This window comes from Bradyrhizobium sp. WSM1417 (assembly GCF_000515415.1).
GTDB lineage: Bacteria > Pseudomonadota > Alphaproteobacteria > Rhizobiales > Xanthobacteraceae > Bradyrhizobium.
The window spans coordinates 5,789,567-5,807,908 of the sequence record NZ_KI911783.1; the positions used below are offsets into that span (position 1 = coordinate 5,789,567).

Annotated in this window: 19 protein-coding genes; 9 read left to right on the forward strand and 10 right to left on the reverse strand. The window is 64.5% G+C overall.

The features are described from left to right. Positions 1-79: 79 nt before the first annotated feature. Positions 80-418, reverse strand: coding sequence for a hypothetical protein (locus tag BRA1417_RS45735; protein ID WP_245286280.1), 339 nt, complete (start codon positions 416-418; stop codon positions 80-82). Between the two features lie 235 nt (positions 419-653). Next, entirely contained in the window at positions 654-1,727 is a 1,074-nt protein-coding gene (locus BRA1417_RS0128470; RefSeq protein ID WP_027518695.1) for a hypothetical protein, read from the reverse strand. A 240-nt stretch (positions 1,728-1,967) separates the two neighbouring features. Between BRA1417_RS0128470 and BRA1417_RS0128475 the strand changes: the two genes are divergently transcribed. Then, positions 1,968-3,011: a patatin-like phospholipase family protein gene (locus BRA1417_RS0128475; RefSeq protein ID WP_027518696.1), complete on the forward strand. Its 1,044-nt coding sequence runs from the start codon at positions 1,968-1,970 to the stop codon at positions 3,009-3,011. Between the two features lie 17 nt (positions 3,012-3,028). Here BRA1417_RS0128475 and BRA1417_RS0128480 read toward each other — a convergent pair whose 3' ends face one another. Then, positions 3,029-3,457, reverse strand: a complete 429-nt coding sequence (locus tag BRA1417_RS0128480; RefSeq protein ID WP_007611784.1) for a CBS domain-containing protein — start codon at positions 3,455-3,457, stop codon at positions 3,029-3,031. Between the two features lie 189 nt (positions 3,458-3,646). Further along, positions 3,647-4,483 (reverse strand): rhomboid family intramembrane serine protease, encoded by an 837-nt coding sequence (locus BRA1417_RS0128485; protein ID WP_027518697.1) that lies wholly within the window; start codon positions 4,481-4,483, stop codon positions 3,647-3,649. A gap of 464 nt (positions 4,484-4,947) precedes the next feature. Here BRA1417_RS0128485 and BRA1417_RS0128495 point away from each other — a divergent pair, with 464 nt between their 5' ends. Further along, on the forward strand, positions 4,948-5,502 hold the full coding sequence (locus tag BRA1417_RS0128495) for a PAS domain-containing protein (RefSeq protein WP_027518699.1): 555 nt from the start codon (positions 4,948-4,950) through the stop codon (positions 5,500-5,502). 13 nt (positions 5,503-5,515) lie between these two features. Here BRA1417_RS0128495 and BRA1417_RS0128500 read toward each other — a convergent pair whose 3' ends face one another. Next, entirely contained in the window at positions 5,516-5,905 is a 390-nt protein-coding gene (locus BRA1417_RS0128500) for a hypothetical protein (RefSeq protein WP_027518700.1), read from the reverse strand. Positions 5,906-6,054: 149 nt separating this feature from the next. Between BRA1417_RS0128500 and BRA1417_RS0128505 the strand changes: the two genes are divergently transcribed. Together BRA1417_RS0128505 and BRA1417_RS0128510 are read left to right on the forward strand one after the other, a co-directional pair. Then, the gene (locus BRA1417_RS0128505) at positions 6,055-6,561 is read left to right on the forward strand and encodes a GNAT family N-acetyltransferase (RefSeq protein WP_027518701.1); all 507 of its coding nucleotides are present in this window, start codon (positions 6,055-6,057) and stop codon (positions 6,559-6,561) included. Positions 6,562-6,688: 127 nt separating this feature from the next. Next, complete coding sequence (locus tag BRA1417_RS0128510) at positions 6,689-6,979, forward strand: hypothetical protein (protein ID WP_027518702.1); 291 nt, start codon at positions 6,689-6,691, stop codon at positions 6,977-6,979. A gap of 76 nt (positions 6,980-7,055) precedes the next feature. Here the strand turns inward: BRA1417_RS0128510 and BRA1417_RS0128515 are convergent, their stop codons facing one another. Beyond that, positions 7,056-9,035, reverse strand: a complete 1,980-nt coding sequence (locus BRA1417_RS0128515; RefSeq protein WP_035968850.1) for a DEAD/DEAH box helicase — start codon at positions 9,033-9,035, stop codon at positions 7,056-7,058. Between the two features lie 464 nt (positions 9,036-9,499). Here BRA1417_RS0128515 and BRA1417_RS0128520 point away from each other — a divergent pair, with 464 nt between their 5' ends. Then, a complete protein-coding gene (locus BRA1417_RS0128520) occupies positions 9,500-9,853 on the forward strand; it encodes a cupin domain-containing protein (protein ID WP_027518704.1) in 354 nt (117 codons plus the stop codon). A 17-nt stretch (positions 9,854-9,870) separates the two neighbouring features. On the opposite strand, the gene BRA1417_RS0128525 is transcribed toward BRA1417_RS0128520, so the two are convergent. From BRA1417_RS0128525 to BRA1417_RS0128540, 4 genes are all read right to left on the reverse strand, one after another. Beyond that, positions 9,871-10,383: a hypothetical protein gene (locus tag BRA1417_RS0128525; RefSeq protein ID WP_027518705.1), complete on the reverse strand. Its 513-nt coding sequence runs from the start codon at positions 10,381-10,383 to the stop codon at positions 9,871-9,873. 114 nt (positions 10,384-10,497) lie between these two features. Then, positions 10,498-10,911 carry a VOC family protein gene (locus tag BRA1417_RS0128530; protein ID WP_027518706.1) on the reverse strand — a complete coding sequence of 138 codons (414 nt, stop codon included), beginning with the start codon at positions 10,909-10,911 and terminating at the stop codon, positions 10,498-10,500. 10 nt (positions 10,912-10,921) lie between these two features. Further along, the gene (locus tag BRA1417_RS0128535) at positions 10,922-12,661 is read right to left on the reverse strand and encodes a serine hydrolase (RefSeq protein ID WP_063628394.1); all 1,740 of its coding nucleotides are present in this window, start codon (positions 12,659-12,661) and stop codon (positions 10,922-10,924) included. 90 nt (positions 12,662-12,751) lie between these two features. Further along, positions 12,752-13,903 (reverse strand): zinc-binding dehydrogenase, encoded by a 1,152-nt coding sequence (locus BRA1417_RS0128540; protein ID WP_027518708.1) that lies wholly within the window; start codon positions 13,901-13,903, stop codon positions 12,752-12,754. Positions 13,904-14,151: 248 nt separating this feature from the next. Between BRA1417_RS0128540 and BRA1417_RS0128545 the strand changes: the two genes are divergently transcribed. The 4 genes from BRA1417_RS0128545 to BRA1417_RS0128560 all read left to right on the forward strand — a co-directional run bounded on the left by BRA1417_RS0128545 (position 14,152) and on the right by BRA1417_RS0128560 (position 18,268). Then, entirely contained in the window at positions 14,152-15,393 is a 1,242-nt protein-coding gene (locus tag BRA1417_RS0128545) for an MFS transporter (RefSeq protein WP_027518709.1), read from the forward strand. Between the two features lie 71 nt (positions 15,394-15,464). After that, positions 15,465-16,631, forward strand: coding sequence for a CynX/NimT family MFS transporter (locus BRA1417_RS0128550; RefSeq protein ID WP_027518710.1), 1,167 nt, complete (start codon positions 15,465-15,467; stop codon positions 16,629-16,631). A 68-nt stretch (positions 16,632-16,699) separates the two neighbouring features. Continuing rightward, complete coding sequence (locus BRA1417_RS0128555; RefSeq protein WP_007602573.1) at positions 16,700-17,311, forward strand: PilZ domain-containing protein; 612 nt, start codon at positions 16,700-16,702, stop codon at positions 17,309-17,311. Between the two features lie 330 nt (positions 17,312-17,641). Continuing rightward, positions 17,642-18,268 carry a transglutaminase-like cysteine peptidase gene (locus BRA1417_RS0128560; protein ID WP_027518711.1) on the forward strand — a complete coding sequence of 209 codons (627 nt, stop codon included), beginning with the start codon at positions 17,642-17,644 and terminating at the stop codon, positions 18,266-18,268. Positions 18,269-18,342: the final 74 nt, after the last annotated feature.

An 18,342-nucleotide genomic window follows, 5' to 3' on the forward strand; every position in this document is an offset into this window, starting at 1 on the left:
CGGGGCTCGCTGAAAGTCTTCGTCGCGGATGGAACGAGACGCAAGCGGGGCTACGGAGACCCGCACGAGGTGAACGCCGCTAATCCTCGCTGGACGTCGCCAAGCGGTTGCGCAGATGGGCCTGCGACAACAGAAAGAACAATGCGCGCTCGCCATGATATTTGGCGGACGGCCGGGTGCGCTCGAAGCCATCGGCAAATTTCTTGCCGGATTGGTCGCACACCTGCCACCGCCAGCCGAACCGCTTACGCCTGGTGAGGATCACTTCGAACATGCCGACGAGCTTGGTCCCCTGCTCCTTGCCGGTCTCGCAGACGCACGAGCCTGCTCCGGCCTCCCCCGTTGGAGTGATGTCCGACATATAACGCAGCAGGATGGAAAGCGAATAAAATTGATATCGGAAATAGGTATCTTGCACCGGCTGTGAGGAAATCGCGGCGCCGCTGGAATAAGCCGGCGGTGCCGGTGTTTGTCGGTCCTGCTTGGTAGCGCTGACAATTCAAATCGCAACACGAAACGGAGCAGCGGAGAGCATCCGCTTTCGCACACGAGACTGGCGGTAATAAGATATGGGAAATTAGTGCGCTGAATGAGAAGTGTTCACTAGGCACGAAGACCAGCGTCGGGCCGCATGCGGCATCACCGCTCAAGCACTACCGCGCGACGACTTCCACTTCGCCGTCGACGCCGTTGACGACGTTGAACCCGCGCTCGTAGACCTTGCCCTCGTTCTTGGCGATGGCGCGGTATTCGCCCTCGGAGAGCACGACGCGTGGGAAGGCGCCGATCGATTCCTTGATGACGTCGCCGCCGGGGGTCAGCACCGACCAGGCGGTGTTGGCGAGCGCCTCGCCGCCCCTGTCGCTGACGAGCTTGAGCGTGATGACGGCGGCGCGGTGGGTGATGGTGACGTCGGTGAGCTTGCTGGCCTGGACGCGGATGTCCGAGCGCACCACCGAATTGGCATCGCCGTAGTTCGAGATGATGTAGTAGGTGCCTTCCGGCAGCAGCACGACGTCACCGGCGGCGACGTTCGGCACCAAGGAGGCGCGCTCGCCGGATTCGAACTGGCTGCCCTTGTAGATCGCGAACGAAATCTGGTTTTGCGGAATGCGGCTGGTGCCGACGCGGCCCTCGATGCGCAAGCCTCCGGCGGGCAGCACGAAGGACTCACGATCGGTCTCGGCTTTCAGGCTGACGGTGCGCACCGCGCTGACGAGGCCAAAAGCGACATGCACGACGTAATTGCCGGGCGGCAGCACGATGTTTGGCGTGGCATTGCGGTCCTCGCGGATCAGCTTGAAGGTGCCGTTCTCGTCGGGACGATCGGCAAACACGCGCCAGACCAGGCCGCTGGTGATCGGGGGGGTGTCCTTGCCGTATTTCGCCGTCAGCGACAGCACGCCCTGTCCGGGCACGGCCGCGTTGAGCGGCGCGGCGGACGGCACGGTCGTGACCGCGGGCGGCGGCATGCTGGGCGTGGTCGGCTGCAACAGGGTCGGCGGCAGGCTCGGCGGTCCGGCACCCGGGCCGGAGGGCGGCGCCAGACTGACCGCGCCGCCGGGATCGGGCACCGAAGCGGGCGGCACCGGCGGTGGACGATCGGAGAAAAGCTGCGCCTGCGCAGCATTTTGGCCAAGGGTATAGAGGCAGGCAGCAAGGACCAGCGCCGGCAGCAGCGATGCGCTGCGCCGCCATCCGATGATGCCGTCACCCCCGAGAGTCATGCCACCTGCTTTTCACCGAAAACGCGGCAAATTCAAGCCTCTGTCCCCCTGAGAAATACGGCCCGACAGGTTTTGGAACCCGGTTGACGCCTGCGTGATTACTCGAGAGGCAGCCGGGCCTCGCCATACTCCTGCCCCGCGCGCTTCCCAAACCGGCATAAACCATGCTTCGGCCCGGTTCTGGCGGAGCGCGAGTGCGGTGCCTAGTCTGATGGCGGGTCCCGGCGTAGGAGAGTTTCGGTGCTGGACATATTGAAGGGTCGGGGTTCAAACAGCGATAAGGTCGCCGAGAAAGTCGGCCTGGGCAGCATCCGCCGGCCGGTCATCGGCCTTGCGCTTGGCGGCGGCGCAGCGCGCGGCTTCGCTCATATCGGCATTATCCGGACCCTGCTCGCCAACGGTATCGTGCCTGACGTCGTGGTCGGCACCTCGATCGGCGCGGTGGTCGGCGGCCTCTATGCGGCCGGCCGGCTCGATACGCTGGAAGAGTGGGGCCGCAGCCTGCAAGGCATGCGCAACATCCTCGGCTATCTCGACATCCGGCTCAACGGCTCCGGCCTGATCGGCGGCGAGAAGCTGGCGACCCGGCTCGAGGCCGCCTGCGGCCAGAGCCAGATCGAGGATCTCCCGATCAAGTTCGCCGCCGTCGCGACCGAGGTCCGCACCGGCCACGAGATCTGGCTGACGCGCGGCCGCGTGGTCGACGCGATGCGCGCCTCCTATGCGCTGCCGGGCATCTTCTCTCCGGTCCTGATCGGCGATCGCTGGCTGGTCGACGGCGCATTGGTGAACCCGGTGCCGGTCTCGGCCGCGCGCGCGCTCGGGGCGGAAATCGTCATCGCCGCAAATCTTTCCAGCGACATCTTCACCTATTCGACGACGGTCTATTCGCACGGCGCGATACCTGAACCGGTGATCCCCGCGACCGAAGAGCCGGCGTCAAAGCGGCGCTTCCCGAGATTCTTCTCGCCTGAGAAGACGGTGAAGCGCGAGTTCTTCGGCGGCGGCAGCGCCCGGCCCGGCCTCTCTTCGGTGATGGTCGACGCCTTCAACATCATGCAGGACCGCATCACCCGCGCGCGCCTCGCCGGCGATCCGCCCGATATGCTGATCACACCGCGGATCGGCCAATTCGGCTGGTTCGATTTCCACCGCTCCGAGGACCTCATCGCCCTGGGCACCCGCGCGGCCGAGCGTGCGCTGGAGTCCATCAAGGAGGCCATCCACGAGCTGGCGCCCGCGCCCGAGGGCACCGCGCCCAAAGCCGACCAGCAGCAGGACTGATCGGCCCGTCTTATTGGTCAGGCGGTCTTGATGTAGTCGCGCAGGGCTTCCTGCTCGGACTCGTATTCCTGCACCCGGCGCTTGACGATGTCGCCGATCGAGATCAGGCCGACCACCTTGCCGTTGTCGACCACGGGCAGATGGCGGAACTTGCCGGTGGTCATCATCTCCATGAGCTCGGCGACCGTGTCGGTCTCCTTGCAGGTGACGACCTTGCGGGTCATGACCTGCGAGACCGGCTCCTCCAGTGCGCCGGCGCCGCGCTCGCCGATCACCCGCACGATGTCGCGCTCCGACAGGATGCCTTCCAGCCGGCTCTGGTTCATCACCAGCACCGCGCCGATCTTCTTCTCACCGAGCAGTTTGACCGCGACCGCCAGCTTCGCGTCCGGCTCGACGCTCATGATCTGGTGGCCCTTGGTGTTGAGAATCGAACGTACCGTCATTGTCGCCTCCCTGAATCGAAACCGTCCGCTGTTCGCGGTCCGGACTTGTTCTTCGAGTCTTCAACTAACAGTTTCAGCGCCGGTTTCACGCTCGGGCGCTTTGCGAAGCATCGCCGCTAGCGGGCTGTCGCTTCGGAACATTCTTCTCGGGAATGATGGATGAATTCGGGCGGCGCCGCAAGCGCCGCTTCAAATACGGTCTGAAATGTCCTGTGATGACGCATCCGCAGCATCGCGTCGCGCGCGCGGCACGGGATCGAACAGCGTGAACAGCAACAGGCCGGCAAGGAAGCCGCCGATATGGGCCTGCCAGGCAACGCTCGTGGTCTCGCTATCGACGCCGATCGCGCCGACGCCGAAGACGATGTTGACCCCGAACCACACCGCGAGAAAACCGAGCACCCGCCCGTCGCGCAGCGCGCGCGACAGCGGCAGCGCCGGAACTCTTGCGGCGGTATCGGCATCCGATCGGCTGAACGACAGGAAGCTGCCGCGAACGAAGGCGAAGCGGATCGCCGCCGCCATCGCGCCGGACACCGAGGCCGAGGCGCCGATCATCGGCGCCACCGCGTGCTCATGGGTGACGAGATGGGCGAGCGCGCCGGCCGCCGCCGTCACCGCGAGGAACAGGAAGAACCTGATGGCGCCAAAGCGCCGCGCCAGCGCGCTGCCGAACGGCAACAGCCAGAGCACGTTGAAGCCGAGATGGGTGAGATTGGCGTGCAGCAGCGAATAAGTGACGAAGGTCCAGACCTTGGCGCCGGCACCTCCGGGAATCTCCAGATTGAGCAGCGAGGAATCGTAGCGCTTGGGGATGAAGCCGAAGACGTCGATGGTCCAGTTCTCGAGCTCCGGCGGCAGCAGCACCCGCAGATGGATCACCGCGAGCAAGAGGATATAGGCCGTCAGCGCCAACGGCAGCGTCAGGATCGGCTCGCGCGGCGCCGCCTCAACGACGGCCGGCCCCCCTAGCGAAGCATCTTGCGAGGAGGGATCTTGCGGCGGAGAATTTGGCGGGGAATCCAAGGCGGCTTCGCTTTCAGGCGCGTCGGAGCAACAGGCGTAACGACAGGCCTTGGAGATAGTCGCCTTTGCCCGCCCTGCGCAAGTGCACAAAAGGAAAAGGCAGGGCCCTGGGAAAGCCCTGCCTATCCGTGTCGGACTTCCGGTACCCAGAGAGACGGGAGTATCCCCACCCCTCCCCGCGGCCGGTGACCAAACTGTTTGACGCCTGTGTACAGGCCTCGCCGAGAACCTGGAGAAAAGCGGCGAGGCTTGCGACCGCGGTCACCATAGCAGCGGGGCGGCGCATGGAAAGCGCATAGTTAATTTAACGTTAACGACGCAAAGGCAGCGCCGGGAGCGCCGAAAACGCCGCCGCGGCATGGACGCTGCAAAGCCCCTCCTGCACAACAACACAGGGATCGCGGCTGCACTGAAGCGGGACAGGTTTGTCCCGCAAGGTTGCGCCCCGGGGTAAGCGTTCAGTCATGAAACATCCGTCGAGCCGCGAGTTCTTCGCATATTGGAACGAGAAGCGCGGCACTGCGCGAGCCCCTGACCGGGCCGATATCGATCCGGCCGCCGTGCGCGGCCTCCTCGGTGACATCTTCGTGCTGTCCTGCGAGCCCAATCTCGGCTTCCCGTTCCGCGTTGCCGGCACGCGCGTCTGCGCGCTCGCAGGGTACGACCTCAAGGACTCGAGCTTTGCGGCGCTGTTTGACGAAGCCAGCCGCCGCGAGATCGAGGAGATCACGACCATCGTCGCCGACGAGAGCCTCGGCGCAATCGCCGGCGTCACCGCCGCGCGCGAGGACGGCAGCAAGGCGCATCTCGAACTGCTGCTGCTGCCGTTCAACGCCCGCCCGCATACGCCGGTGAGCGTGACAGGCGTGCTCGCGCCGTTCGACGACGAATGCGGCGCGCTCGGCCCGTTCGCCCTCACCTCCTGGCGCTATCTGCACCAGCCGGAAAAACTGCTGCCGCGCGCGATCCGCAAGCTGCAGATCGCACGCGGGCTGATGGTCTATGAGGGGCTGCGCTAGCAGTGCACCCTGCTCACGGCATCGCCAGATGCCAGGCGCCGTTCAGAAAGCCGTCGCCGGTGACGTCGCCGGGCTTGGTATCCTTGGCGAAGGTGTAGAGCGGCTTGCCCTTGTAGGCCCATTGCTTGGAGCCGTCGTCGCGGGTGATGACGGTGTAGCTGTCGGCGGCGGCATCGCTCGCCTCGGCCTTCAGCACCGGCCAGTTGGTCGCACACGGACCATTGCAGGCCGACTTGCCGTCCGCGTCCTTGTCGAAAGTATAGAGCGACATGCCCTTGGCATCGGTAAGCACGTTGCCCTTGTCGGTCTTGCCGGTCTTGGTCGGCGGTGCCGCGAAAGCAGCGGGAACCAGCGCCAGCGATATTGCGAGCGTGAGCGCGAGGCGGATCGAGGATGTCGTCATGGTCTCTCCTGTCATGCAATGGGCTTGCATGGGTAGGACGCCGCGCGAGACGTCATATTCCTGAGATGGTGGCAAGGATATTTTTCGCTGCACGCTCCGTCGCATCGGAATAAACTGGGATGATGGAGACGCAACGACGACGGATCGACATGAGCAAGCCGCATTGGCGTCCCGCGAACGCCTCCGATCTGCCGGCGATCAGCATGATCGCAGCGCGGATCCATTCTGATCTGCCTGAGCGGCTTGAGGTGTTCGCGGAAAAGATGAGGCTCTATCCCGAGGGCTGCCGCGTGCTCGCCGCGGACGACGGGATCGTCGGCTACGGTCTCGCGCATCCCTGGATGCAGCACCGGATTCCGCCGCTCGACGGCCTCCTCGCGCAATTGCCCGGCGATGCGGATTGCCTCTATTTGCATGACGTCGCGGTGCTGCCAGACTTTCGCGGCGGCGTCGCGCGCGACTATGTCGTCGCGATCGAACAGCTCGCGCGCGCGTCAGGGATCGCGACGCTCGCATTGGTGTCGGTCTACGCCACGCGGCCACTGTGGGAACGTCTGGGCTTTCGGCCGGTCACGGCGGATGCGGAACTCCGCGCAAAGCTCGCATCTTACGGTAACAGCGCGACGTACATGCTGCGCCACCTGATTGCGACTTAACGACCCTGCCCCGCCGGCGCAGCTCACGCTGGCGTGAAGCTATTCCCTCGAACCGGGTTCGATCAGCTCTCGTCGAAGAACTGTGCGGACCGTTCTGGTCTCGCCGAATCGAGGCTGGAGAATTTCCATGAAACTCACATTGTCGAAACTTGCTTTGCTTGCATTAACGGCGACGGCCGCGTTCAGCGCAACCAGCGCCAACGCGGCTCAATTCCGGACCTATGGCTGCGATTCCGCTTTCTTCGAGGGCTGCGGCATCGTGATCGGGCAGCCAACCCCGGGCGGCAGAAGCCGCGTCAGCGTCACTCACGACACCTCGCCCACCTACATGAAGCAGACCGATCCCCGCTACAGCTCGTCCATGCGCGATGCCGGCGGCGGTGGCGGCGGAGGTGGTGGCGGCGGCGGAGGCCGCTGAGCCCATCTGACTTTTCAGATGATGTCGCCGGTGTAATCCGGCGGCATCATTGCTGTCCCTGCTGAACGGGGCCCGTTCAGCCGCGATGCTTTTTCTTCTTCGGCTTCTTGCTCGGAGCACCCTTTTCAGACCACGGCGTGACCGAAGGTTCGGAATGGCCCGGCTTGATCTTATGCTTCTTTTTTTTCGCGAACCCCGAAGCGTCGTCGAATTTCGCCGGGTGATCGCCGTGCGGCTTGCCACGTGGCTTGAATTCGCTCTTGTCGCGCGCGCGTTCGCCCTGGCGTTCACGATGGTCGCTGTCGCCGCTTTCACGCCGCGGCGCGTGGGTCCGCTCTTCCGAAGCCGCTTGCCGCTGCGGCGCATCCGCCAGCGGCTCGAGGCGGATATTGTCTTCCTTGTCCGGACGCTTGATCTTCACGGCGAAGGATTCCGCGACCCGCTCGGAAATTTCGAACTCGGTCGTGGTGTCCATGATCTTGATCGCGCCGATATCGTTCTTGTCGATGCCGCCACGGCGGCAGATCATCGGTAACAACCAGCGTGCTTCCGCGTTCTTTTTTCGTCCGATGTTGGCCCGGAACCAGACGCTGCCATCCGCCATGCCATGTTTCGACGACGATTTTCCCGATTTGGGCCGAGCCCTTTCGGGCCGATCATCGCCACGCGATGCGCGGATATCGTCGCGCGGCGTACGAAAATCGTCGCGCGGCGTGCGCGTATCGTTGCGACCGCGATCCTCGCGCGGCCGGCTGCTCCGTTCGCCGGGATCCATGATGTCTTCGGGCGACGGCAGCCGCGCGCGATAGAGCCGTGCGAGTGACGCGGCGATCTCCTCGGCCGACCGCTCGGCCAACAGTGCCTGCGCCAGCGCCAGATCGTCGGCGGTGGTCTCCTCCGTGAACAGCACGTCCTTCATGCGCTCGTGATCGAGCTTGCGGATCTCATCCGGCTGCGGCGCCGTCCCCCAGACCGCGTCGATCCCCGAAACATTCAGCAGCATTTCCGCACGCCGCCGCCGCACGGGCGGCACCAGCATGACGCTCGTCCCCTTGCGGCCCGCGCGGCCGGTGCGGCCGGAGCGATGCTGCATGACCTCGGCGTCGTTGGGCAGGTCCGCATGAATGACGAGATCGAGGCTCGGCAGATCGATGCCGCGGGCGGCGACGTCGGTTGCCACGCAGACGCGCGAGCGTCCGTCCCGCAGCGACTGCAGCGCCGTGGTTCGTTCGTTCTGCGTCAATTCGCCTGACAAGGCGACCACGGAGAAGCCGCGCTCCAGCAGCGCCGCCTGCAAATGCCGAACGCCATCGCGCGTGCTGCAGAATACCAGGGCGCTCGGCGCCTCGTAGAAGCGCAACACGTTGACGACGGCGTGCTCGGCATCCCCGGGCGCGATCCGGATCGCACGGTACTCGATATCGGCGTGACCGCCTTCGTCGCCCGCGACCTCGATCCGGAACGCCCGCTGCTGATACTGCTTGGCCAACGCGACGATGCCGCGCGGGAAAGTCGCCGAGAACATCAGGGTGCGGCGCGTGTCCGGCGTGGTCTTGAGGATGAACTCCATGTCCTCGCGAAAGCCGAGATTGAGCATCTCGTCGGCCTCGTCGAGCACGACCACCTTCAATTCCGAGATGTCGAGGCGGCCGCGGCGCAAATGATCGCACAACCGGCCGGGCGTGCCGACGACGATGTGGGCGCCGGCCGCAAGCTCGCGCTGCTCGCGCCTGGGGTCCATGCCGCCGACGCAGGAGACGACGCGCCCGCTCGCATGCTCGTACAACCACGCCAGCTCGCGATGGACCTGCAAGGCAAGCTCGCGGGTCGGCGCCACGATCAGGGCAAGCGGTGCACCCGCCCGCTCGAACCGCTCGGCGTCGCCCAACAGGTCCTTGGCCATGGCCAGCCCATAGGCCAGGGTCTTGCCGGAGCCGGTCTGGGCCGAAACCAAGAGGTCGCGGTCAGCGGCCTCGTCCGTGAGCACGGCGAGCTGAACGGGGGTCGGACGGTCGTAGTTGCGCTCGGCCAAAGCTCGGGCGAGCGGCGCACTCATGGTCGGAAAAGACACGGGATAAACCTTGGTTGGTCCAGGCGCGGAACGTCGAGCCGCGCGACCTGAAGCTGCGTAGGCGGCAAATGGTCCGGCCGCACGCGTGGTGATTTGATTTGGACGCTCTTTACGCCAAGTGCGGGCAAATCACCATGCTTATGACGCATGGCTTTGGTGATGCCGAGAATAAGCTTACCGGTCAGCTCGACCCACTACATCCAGCGTTTTCGAGCCGTTTTGCTGCATATAGCGGGATTTTGCGCTGACGCGGAGGATTTCCACGGCCGCCCGGCTCAATTTCACGCCATTGGGCGTGCCGGGATGTGCACATGACCTCTCTCAGTCGAACGGCTTGGGGGGCGACTGCACGCTTTGCGACGAGACCATAGCCTTCGAAACCCAAGTCTTGTCGCCCCAGCGCGTCGCCCCCAAATCGTGCCTCACGGGGAGGCAAAGAAGGGTGACACATGGCCGACGGCATATCGCTTGCCGACAAACTCGCGAGCTTTGGGGATTTCTGGTCTCCGCGCACGATCACGACCTTCAATGATTGCGACGTGATGGTGGTGAAGGTGAAGGGAGAGTTCACCTGGCACAAGCACGACGACACCGACGATTTCTTTCTCGTCCTGAAAGGCAGTCTGGACATCGAATTGCGGGATCGCACGGTGACGCTTAGTCCGGGCGAACTCTATGTCGTGCCCAAAGGTGTTGAGCATCGCCCGGTGGCGCGCGAGGAGGTCCATCTCCTGCTCATCGAGCCGACCGGCACGCCGAACACCGGCGACAAGGCCACCGCCGCATCGCGCAAGCTCGCATAGAGAGGGACGCGCGCGCCCTAATCCCTGGAGGTCACCAGCCTGCCGAAGCCGCCGGCTAGCCTGGCTCTGGCCCGCGCAACGATGTCCCTCGCCGCGCGGCCCAAGGCGCGGACCGCGCGCCACGCTTCGGTTGCCTGCAGCCATGCCCTTACCTCGGCGAACTTCCCATAGGCCCAGGCAAAAGCCGGAATCCGCATCAGCTTGTCACGCGTGAGATGGAACAGGCGCTCGACCAGCACCAGCTTGAGCAGCTCGCCGACAATGAAAGTCACGGCCCCGCTTACGACCTGACCGGTCGCCGCGAGATAGGCCGCCACGGGCTTGACCGGCTCCAGGATAATGACGGGCACGGAAAACAAGGCGAGCGAGCAATAAGGCGAAAGCGATCTGATCCAGCCGCGCAATCGCTTCAACTGGAGATGCCGCCCGATCCAGCGCGAGATTGGCCTCGCCACGGCCATGAAGACCGCATCCACCAGGAAGTAGATGGCGGCCAGGATGTAAGTGACGGGTTTCAGGATTCGCTTCACGATGAACTCTCCCGTGAACTGAAAGCCGAAACCCGGGCCTAAGTTTCACCCCGGCGGGAATAACTCGCGGATTTTCGATGGAACTTTTCGTGCACAGCGCACCGCTCCCGCGGTTCAGATCTCCGCATAGACCTCCAAGAGATTGCCGTCAGGGTCGCGGAAGAACAGCGTCCGATGCCCGAACGACTGGTTGGTCGGCGGCGACAGCAGCGCCACGCCGTGGCGTGCGAGTTCGTCGGCACACGCATCGACTTCGGCCGCGGACACCTTGAAGGCCAGTTGCAGCGAGGCACTGCCCTCCGGCATCGGCGCGTCAGCCGCGGTCCGACTCGGCCTTGCAAGAGCCAGCGTGTTGGGGCCCAAGCCGTACTCGATCCAGTTCGACGACAACTCCCGCAGCAGCGGAAACGCGAGAACCTCCTCGTAGAAGCGCCGCATCGCCACCATGTCGCGCACGAAGATGACGGTGTAGTCGATCGCGCGGATGGCGCGGAAGGGAGAGCTGGGCTCGTTTGACTGCGGCTCCATGGGTGGTCTCCTACTTCACCACGCGGTCGGCGACGAAGATGCCGTTCGGCTGGTGAAAGACGATCTGGTCAATCCGATCGTCTTCTCCGTGAAATTCGACGGCAAAACCGTCCAGCTCGACGATGCCAAACCGGCGGCCCTGCTGCGGCTCAAGACGATAAGCCGGCTGGAAATCGGACTTCAGGATCAGCCGGCCTTCCGCGTCGAGACTCACGTTGTGGTTCACGCCACCGTTCTTGAAATGCCCGGCGCATCGCTCGCAAAACGCAGGATCCATACAATCGCCGGCGGCGCGGCCCGCGAATACGATGTCCTTCACCATCGGCTCCAGGGGCGCCGACAGGTGCACGATATTGCCGTCGCGGTCGGTTTGGAAGGTGATGGGCAGATTGTCCGGGTGGAGTTGGTCGATGATCTCCGGCGTGACGAACGTCTCGAAATGCCAGTGTGAGAGCGGCGCGCCCATGCCGCGCCACGACCAGTGCAGCGCGCCGTCCCGCTCGCGGATAGATATGACGCCATAGGCCGGATGCGCATAGTCCGCCGCATAAGTGGACAAAGCATGCGCCGGCCTTGTGTCCCTGTGACGCGCTTTCTCGCGCACCTCCTTGTTGGCAGGAATGTGAGCGATGAAGTCGTCGCGCATCTTGCGGAAGCGTGAGAGCCAGTCGACCGGCTCCCGGCCGCGCAGCCGGTCGATGATGTACCACGTCAGGATCGATGTGACCTCGTTTCGACTGCGGTTCGTCAGCACGGCCACGCCGATGCCGGCGTCCGGCACCAGCGTCATCAGCGAGCCCCAGCCGTTCCAGCCGCCGCTGTGCAATACTACGCGCTCGCCCTGATACGTGTTGGACTGAAGCCCCAATCCATAGTGCCAGTGGCCGAACTCGGAAAATTCCGACTTGCCAACAGGCGCGAGCGGCGCGTGCAGCTGGTCCACCAGCGATGCCGGCAGCAGGCGTTCGCCCTCGAATTCGCCCCTGCCGAGATGCAGCCGCATCCAGTTGGCAAGATCGGCCACCGACGTGTTGATGGCGCCTGCGGCCGTGGTGCGGATCGGCAGCCGCAGCGCCGGCGACCGCGTGTCGACCTCGATCTTGTAGGGCCGCGCCGGCTCCTGTGCAGCTTCGAGTTCATCGAGCGAGAAACTGACCGTCATGCCGAGCCGGTTTGTCAGGCGCTCGCGGACGAAAGCCTCATAGCTCTGGCCGGTTACGCGCTCGATGAGGAGACCGGCGGCGTTGTAGCAGAGGTTGCAGTATTGCCAGGCGGCGCGGATGTCCCGGCTCAGTTCGAGATGCCGCATCAGCGGCAGCATCTCGGCCGGCGCGAGGTCTCCGGGCAGGTGAAGCCAGTCGTGTCGCGGTAACCCCGACTGATGGCTGAGCAGGTCGCGAACGGTGACGCGTTCGGTCGCGACCGCATCCGAGAGGCGAAACTCCGGCAGATAGTCGCGGACCGGCTTGGTCCAGTCGAGCAGCCCCTCGTTATGCAGCAATGCAATCGCGGTCGCGGTGAAGGATTTCGTGATCGAGCAGATCACGAATTGTGTACGCGGCGTGACCGGCAGATCGGCCTCGACGTCACGCTGGCCATAGGCGCGCGTGAGCACCACCTTGCCGTCCTGCACGATGGCGAGCGCTGCGCCCGGCACCTTCCAGACCGCCATCGCGTCAGCGGCAAGTCGGTCGATGTCGGGGATAAGGGATGCGAGGGAAACGTCGGGAAGTTCGGATGAAATGTTCATGACACCTGCCGGCCTTGCGAGGTGCGCAGGCTAGCTAGTTCAACGTCAAATGGAAGTCGCGGATACGATTTTTTCGCGATAGCGTGCTCTTCATTCCACCAGTTCCGGCCACGGCACGATGGTCGACTTCACCGTCTTCATCGCCATCGCGTCCCTGACCGCCTGCGCGACGCCTTCTTCCGTGAACGGATAGATCGTCTGCATCTTCAGCCAGGGATATTTGCCTGCCGTGCGATGGAGCATGTCGACGCCAAGCGGCAGATCGTTGGCGGTAAAACCCCAGGACCCCAGCACGTTGATATCCTTGGTGCAGATGCGGTGCCAGGAGGTCTCGATCGAGCCGGCGTCGGTGAACTGGCCCATCTCGACATAGGTGCCGCCGTCACGCAGCATCTCGATGCCTTCGGGACCGGCTGAGGGGTGGCCCGAGCAATCCATCACCAGATCGGCGCCGAAACCACCGACGATGTCGCGCACGCGCGCGATGCGTGCCTCGGGCGATTTGATCTCCTCGATGTTCACTGTCGCCTCGGCGCCGAACTCACGCGCAAGCTTGAGCCGCGGCTCCTCCGGCGCACCGACGCAGATCACGCGCCCGGCCCCCATCTCCTGCGCGGCGGCGACCGCGAGAATGCCGATCGGGCCCGAGCCCTGGATCACCACCGTGTCGCCCCAGGAAAAACCGCCGGCGCGGCTCGCGCGATTGAAGGCGCGGATGCAGGAGGTCAGCGGCTCCGACAGCGCACCCAGCCGCAGCGACATGTCGTCGGGCAATTTGTAGATCTTGGTGCCCGGAAGCATGTCGAGATCGACATAGACATGTTCGGCCCAGCCGCCCCACATGTGAGGCGCCTTGTCGAAGCCGAGATAGCGGCCGTAATAGACCGGCGTCAGGCATTTGTTGGCGGTCGCCGGATAATGGATGCAGTAATAGCAGCGGCCGCACGGCATCAGCGGCGGGATCATCACTTTCGAGCCGACCTTCAGCGGCTTGCTCATGAAGTCCTCGGTGAATTCGTCGCCGCATTCGACGATGATGCCGCCGAGCTCATGGCCGAGCGTGAACGGCCACGGCAGCGGCTTCGGCCAATGCCCCTTCAGAATGTGCAAATCGGTGCCGCACACGCCGCAGGCGCCAACCTTGATCAGCGCGGCCTTTTTGCCGACCTTCGGCCACGGCACGCTGCGGATGACGGGCTCGCTGCCCGGCCCTGCGTGGGTGCAGACGCGGATCTGGTCCATGGCGTGTCCTCGATGCCCGTCTGTTATGATTGATTGATGCGGGCTGAGGCGAAGCGTATGTGAGATGCGCGCTGGTGCCAAGCCGCGGTCTCGTAGCCCGCATGAGCGAAGTGACATGCGGGACCAGCGTTCCCGGATATCGCTTTCGCTCATCCGGGCTTCTGGACCGTGGTCCACACACCCCCAAGTGTCTTGAGCGCCCGGCGGCGAACGTGTAGAGCCGCCCCATATTCCACCCAGGTGCCCGCTTGAACCCCCTCCCCCAAAATCCCGTGGTCGCGTCCGGCTCGTTCGCGGCGATGAAATCGGTGCCCTACCGGCTCCAGTTCATCGCTTACGTGCTGGCGATGATGGCCGACAATATCGAGCATGTGATCAGCTATTGGGTGGTGTTCCAGAAATTCCATTCGCCGGCGCTGGCGGGCTTCGCCGTACTGTCGCACTGGCTGCCGTTCCTGCTGTTCTCGGTCGCGGTTGGAGGGCTGGCCGACCGGGTCGATCCGCGCCGCATCATTCAATGCGGCATGCTGCTGTTCATCGTGGCCTCGGCGGGATGGGGTTTCTTCTTCATCACTGACGCTATCGAGATGTGGCACGCCATGCTGCTGTTGGTGATCCATGGCTGCGCCGGCGTGTTGTGGCAGACGCCGAACCAGCTCCTGCTCTACGACCTCGTCGGCCCCGCTGATCTTCCGAGCGCGGTGCGGCTGAACGCGATGGCACGTTATCTCGGCATTTTGGTCGGACCTGCCGTCGGGGGCATTATCATGCTCACGCTCGGCACCTCGCATGGCATTATCTTCAACACCCTGTTCTATCTGCCGATGCTGCTGTGGCTGTTCTGGGCGCCGGTACGCGACAACAGCGTGGCGGTGCGGCGCTTCGCGGTGCGCGGCTTCGCCGACATCATGCTCACCATCCGCGCCATCGGCACGCAGCCGGTGCTGACGGCGATGACATGGCTCGCCGGCCTTACCTCGTTCATGATCGGCAACGCCTATCACGCGCAGATGCCGGGCTTTGCCGGCGATCTCGGCCATGGCGATCCCGGCGTGTCCTACAGCGTGCTGCTGGCCGCCGACGCTGCCGGCGCGCTGCTCGCCGGCATCGCACTGGAATCCTGGGGACGCCTCAAGGGGACGCCGCGCACCGCCATCATGCTCGCCATGCTGTGGAGCGTAGCGCTGCTCGGCTTCGCCGCGATGCGGATCTATCCGGTCGCGATCGTGCTGCTGTTCTTTGCAGGCTTTTTCGAGCTGTCGTTCAACACCATGGCGCAGGCGCTGGTGCAGCTGAACGCGCCGCACGACATCCGCGGCCGAGTCGTCGGCCTCTACAACATGGCGGGCCTTGGCATGCGGGCCTTCAGCGGCATCACCGTCGGCGTGTTCGGCGCGGCGATCGGCATTCACTGGTCGCTCGGGCTCTCGGCCGCGGTGCTGCTGGCGCTGCTATGTCTTCTCTATGCGTGCGCGACGAGGAAGACGTAAGCTCAGAGCTTGCGGTTGACTCCGGCGTCTCCACACCGCACGCTCGATACAGGGTTTGGGGAGATGAGACGTTGCACAATCGCTGGGGCATACTTGCGATCCTGTTCGTCGTTCGCCTCACCATTGCGTTCCAGTTCCAGAGCGTGGCCGCGGTCGCGCCGCTGCTGCAACAGAGCTTCGGCGTCGGACTCGCCGATATCGGCATCCTGATCGGACTCTATTTCACACCGGGCATCGTGCTGGCGCTGCCGGGCGGCGCGATCGGCCGCACCCTCGGCGACAAGCCCACCACGATCGTGGCGCTGCTGCTGATGACGGCGGGCAGTCTCGTCATGGCCACCACCGACGTCTGGGGCTGGCAGATGGCGGGCCGGCTCGCCTCGGGCGCCGGCGGCGTGCTGCTGACCGTGCAACTCACCAAGATGGGCACCGACTGGTTTGCGGGGAAGGAGATCGCCACCGCGATGGCGATCTTCGTCAACTCCTGGCCGGCCGGCGTTGCGATCTCGCTGCTGGTGCTGCCGGCGATCGGCACGGCGTATGGCGCCGGCGCCGTGTTTCTCGTGGCCGGCGCGCTGACCGCGACCGGCATTGTGCTGATCATTTTCTACCAATCGCCGCCGGGAGCAACCGCCAGCGCGGCCGGCTCCGGGCGGCTCGATCCGCTCGCTCTCTTGGCGGTGATCGTCGCGGGTGCGATCTGGGGCCTTTATAATATCGGCTTCGCCATGATTTTCTCGTTCGGCCCCTCATTGCTCGTCGAGCGCGGCTGGAGCATTGCGGCGGCGGGCTCGGCGATCAGCCTCGTGATGTGGCTGTCGGTGATCTCGGTGCCATCAGGCGGATATCTCGCCGATCGCACCAAGCGCCCCTTTGTCGTGGCGATCGCGGCGAGCCTCGTGGTGGCCGGTCTGCTCGCCTGGCTGACCCGGTCCGACGCTGTGATCGCGATCCTGGTCCTGGGCGGCTTGATCGGTGGCCTTCCCGCCGGCCCGATCATGAGCCTGGCCGCCCGCGTGCTCGTGCCGGAGACGAGGGCGATCGGGATGGGCGTGTTCTACACGCTCTTCTATGCCGCGATGATGCTGGGGCCGGCGGTGGCGGGCCGGCTCGCCAAATCGGCCGGCACGGCCGCGGTCGCGCTCGACCTCGGTGCGCTGACGGTGCTGGCCTGCCCGCCCCTGATGTGGCTTTTCGAACGCATTGTGTCTGTTCGTCATCGCCGCGCCCGATCCTAACGGGGCATTAACCCTGTGCACCTTAGGGTCGTCCCGGACTCCGCCAGGCGGGGGGTCGGGTTGTGAAAATGGCGTTGGCGCACAAAAAATTTCTTCCGGCCGCCGAGGAACGTCGGCGTTTCCAGCGGGTGAAGGTTCACCTGCTCGGCCGCTACATGCTGCCGGACCGCCGGGAATTCCCCTGCCAGGTGATCAACATGTCGCCGGGCGGGCTGGCGCTGCTGGCCCCCGGCATCGGCAATGTCGGCGACCGCGTGGTCGCCTATCTCGACCATATCGGCCGCGTCGAAGGCAAGATCACCCGCATCATCGACAATGGCTTCGCCATGACGGTCGGCGCGACGCCGCGAAAGCGCGACAAGCTCGCCGCACAGCTGACCTGGCTGGCCAACCGCGACATCCTCAATTTGCCGGAAGACCGCCGCCACGATCGTATCGTGCCGCGTAACCCGATCGCGGTGCTGACGCTCGAGGACGGCACCAAGATGACCTGCCGCATCATCGACCTCTCGCTGTCGGGCGCAGCCATTGCCGCCGAGAACCGGCCGCCGCTGAAATCGACGGTTCTGCTCGGCCGGGTGCAGGGCCGCGTCGTCCGAAACCTCGAAGACGGCTTCGCGCTCGAGTTCATGCATTCGCAGCCGATTGAAACTCTCGAAGAGAGCGTTACCGCGCGGTAAAGCGCGAAGGCACCAAAACCACTGCATTTCCAGTACTGAAGGCGGCCTCCGCGATGCGGACGCCGCCTTTTTCATGGGTCGTGACGAGGCTCGCGCGGGTTAACGCGGGCACTGTGGTGCGTGCAAACAGCGGTTCCGCCAGCGTTTGCGCGTTAATCGATAAAATTTGAATCAATTGCAGTCATATCGATTTTTATTCAAGTTTGACTCAAGTATAGATCGAATTCGGCGCGTATTTTACTTGTATTCGTCTCGACTTGACTTGACTGACTTAGCGGCAACTCAAAAGCTCCCTGCGCAATGTGGTCCCAACAAGAAACGGGGGCCGCAATGTTTGATTTCAGGGGACAGGGGAAGGGAATGGCGCTGGCCGCCATGCTCTTCGGAATGAGCGCGGCAGCGCAGGCCGGCGAAGGCCGTCTGCTCTACGCAAGCCTCGGCGACACCACGCGTGCGCCGATCGGCTGGGTCGAGTTCTGTGCGGATAATGCCGCTCAGTGCCAGGGCGCACCGACGCAAGCGCGCGACATCGTGATGTCGCAGGCTGCATGGCGCGACCTCGTCAAGGTCAATCGCTGGGTCAACGAGACCGTCAAGCCTTTGACCGACCAGGAGCACTGGGGCGTGATCGAAAAGTGGTCGCTGCCGTCGGACGGTTACGGCGACTGTGAAGACTACGTGCTGTTGAAGCGCAAGATGCTGATCGATGCCGGATGGCCGCGCGAGGCCCTGCTCATCACCGTCGTGCGCGACAAGAAGGGCGAAGGACACGCGGTGCTGACGGTGAAGACCGACAAGGGCGAGTTCGTTCTCGACAATCAGAACGAGAACGTCGTTGCCTGGACGGAGACCGGCTACCGCTTCGTCAAGCGCCAGTCGCAGAGCGATCCCAACGTCTGGGTCTCGCTCGGCGACACCAAGCCGGCGGTCTCCACCGCCAGCGCGAGAGATCAGTAGAGACAAACGAAAGAGATACGCGACCCGGTCACATCCCCACCCCTCCCCGTCCCAGACCGGTTCGCGCGCGGCCA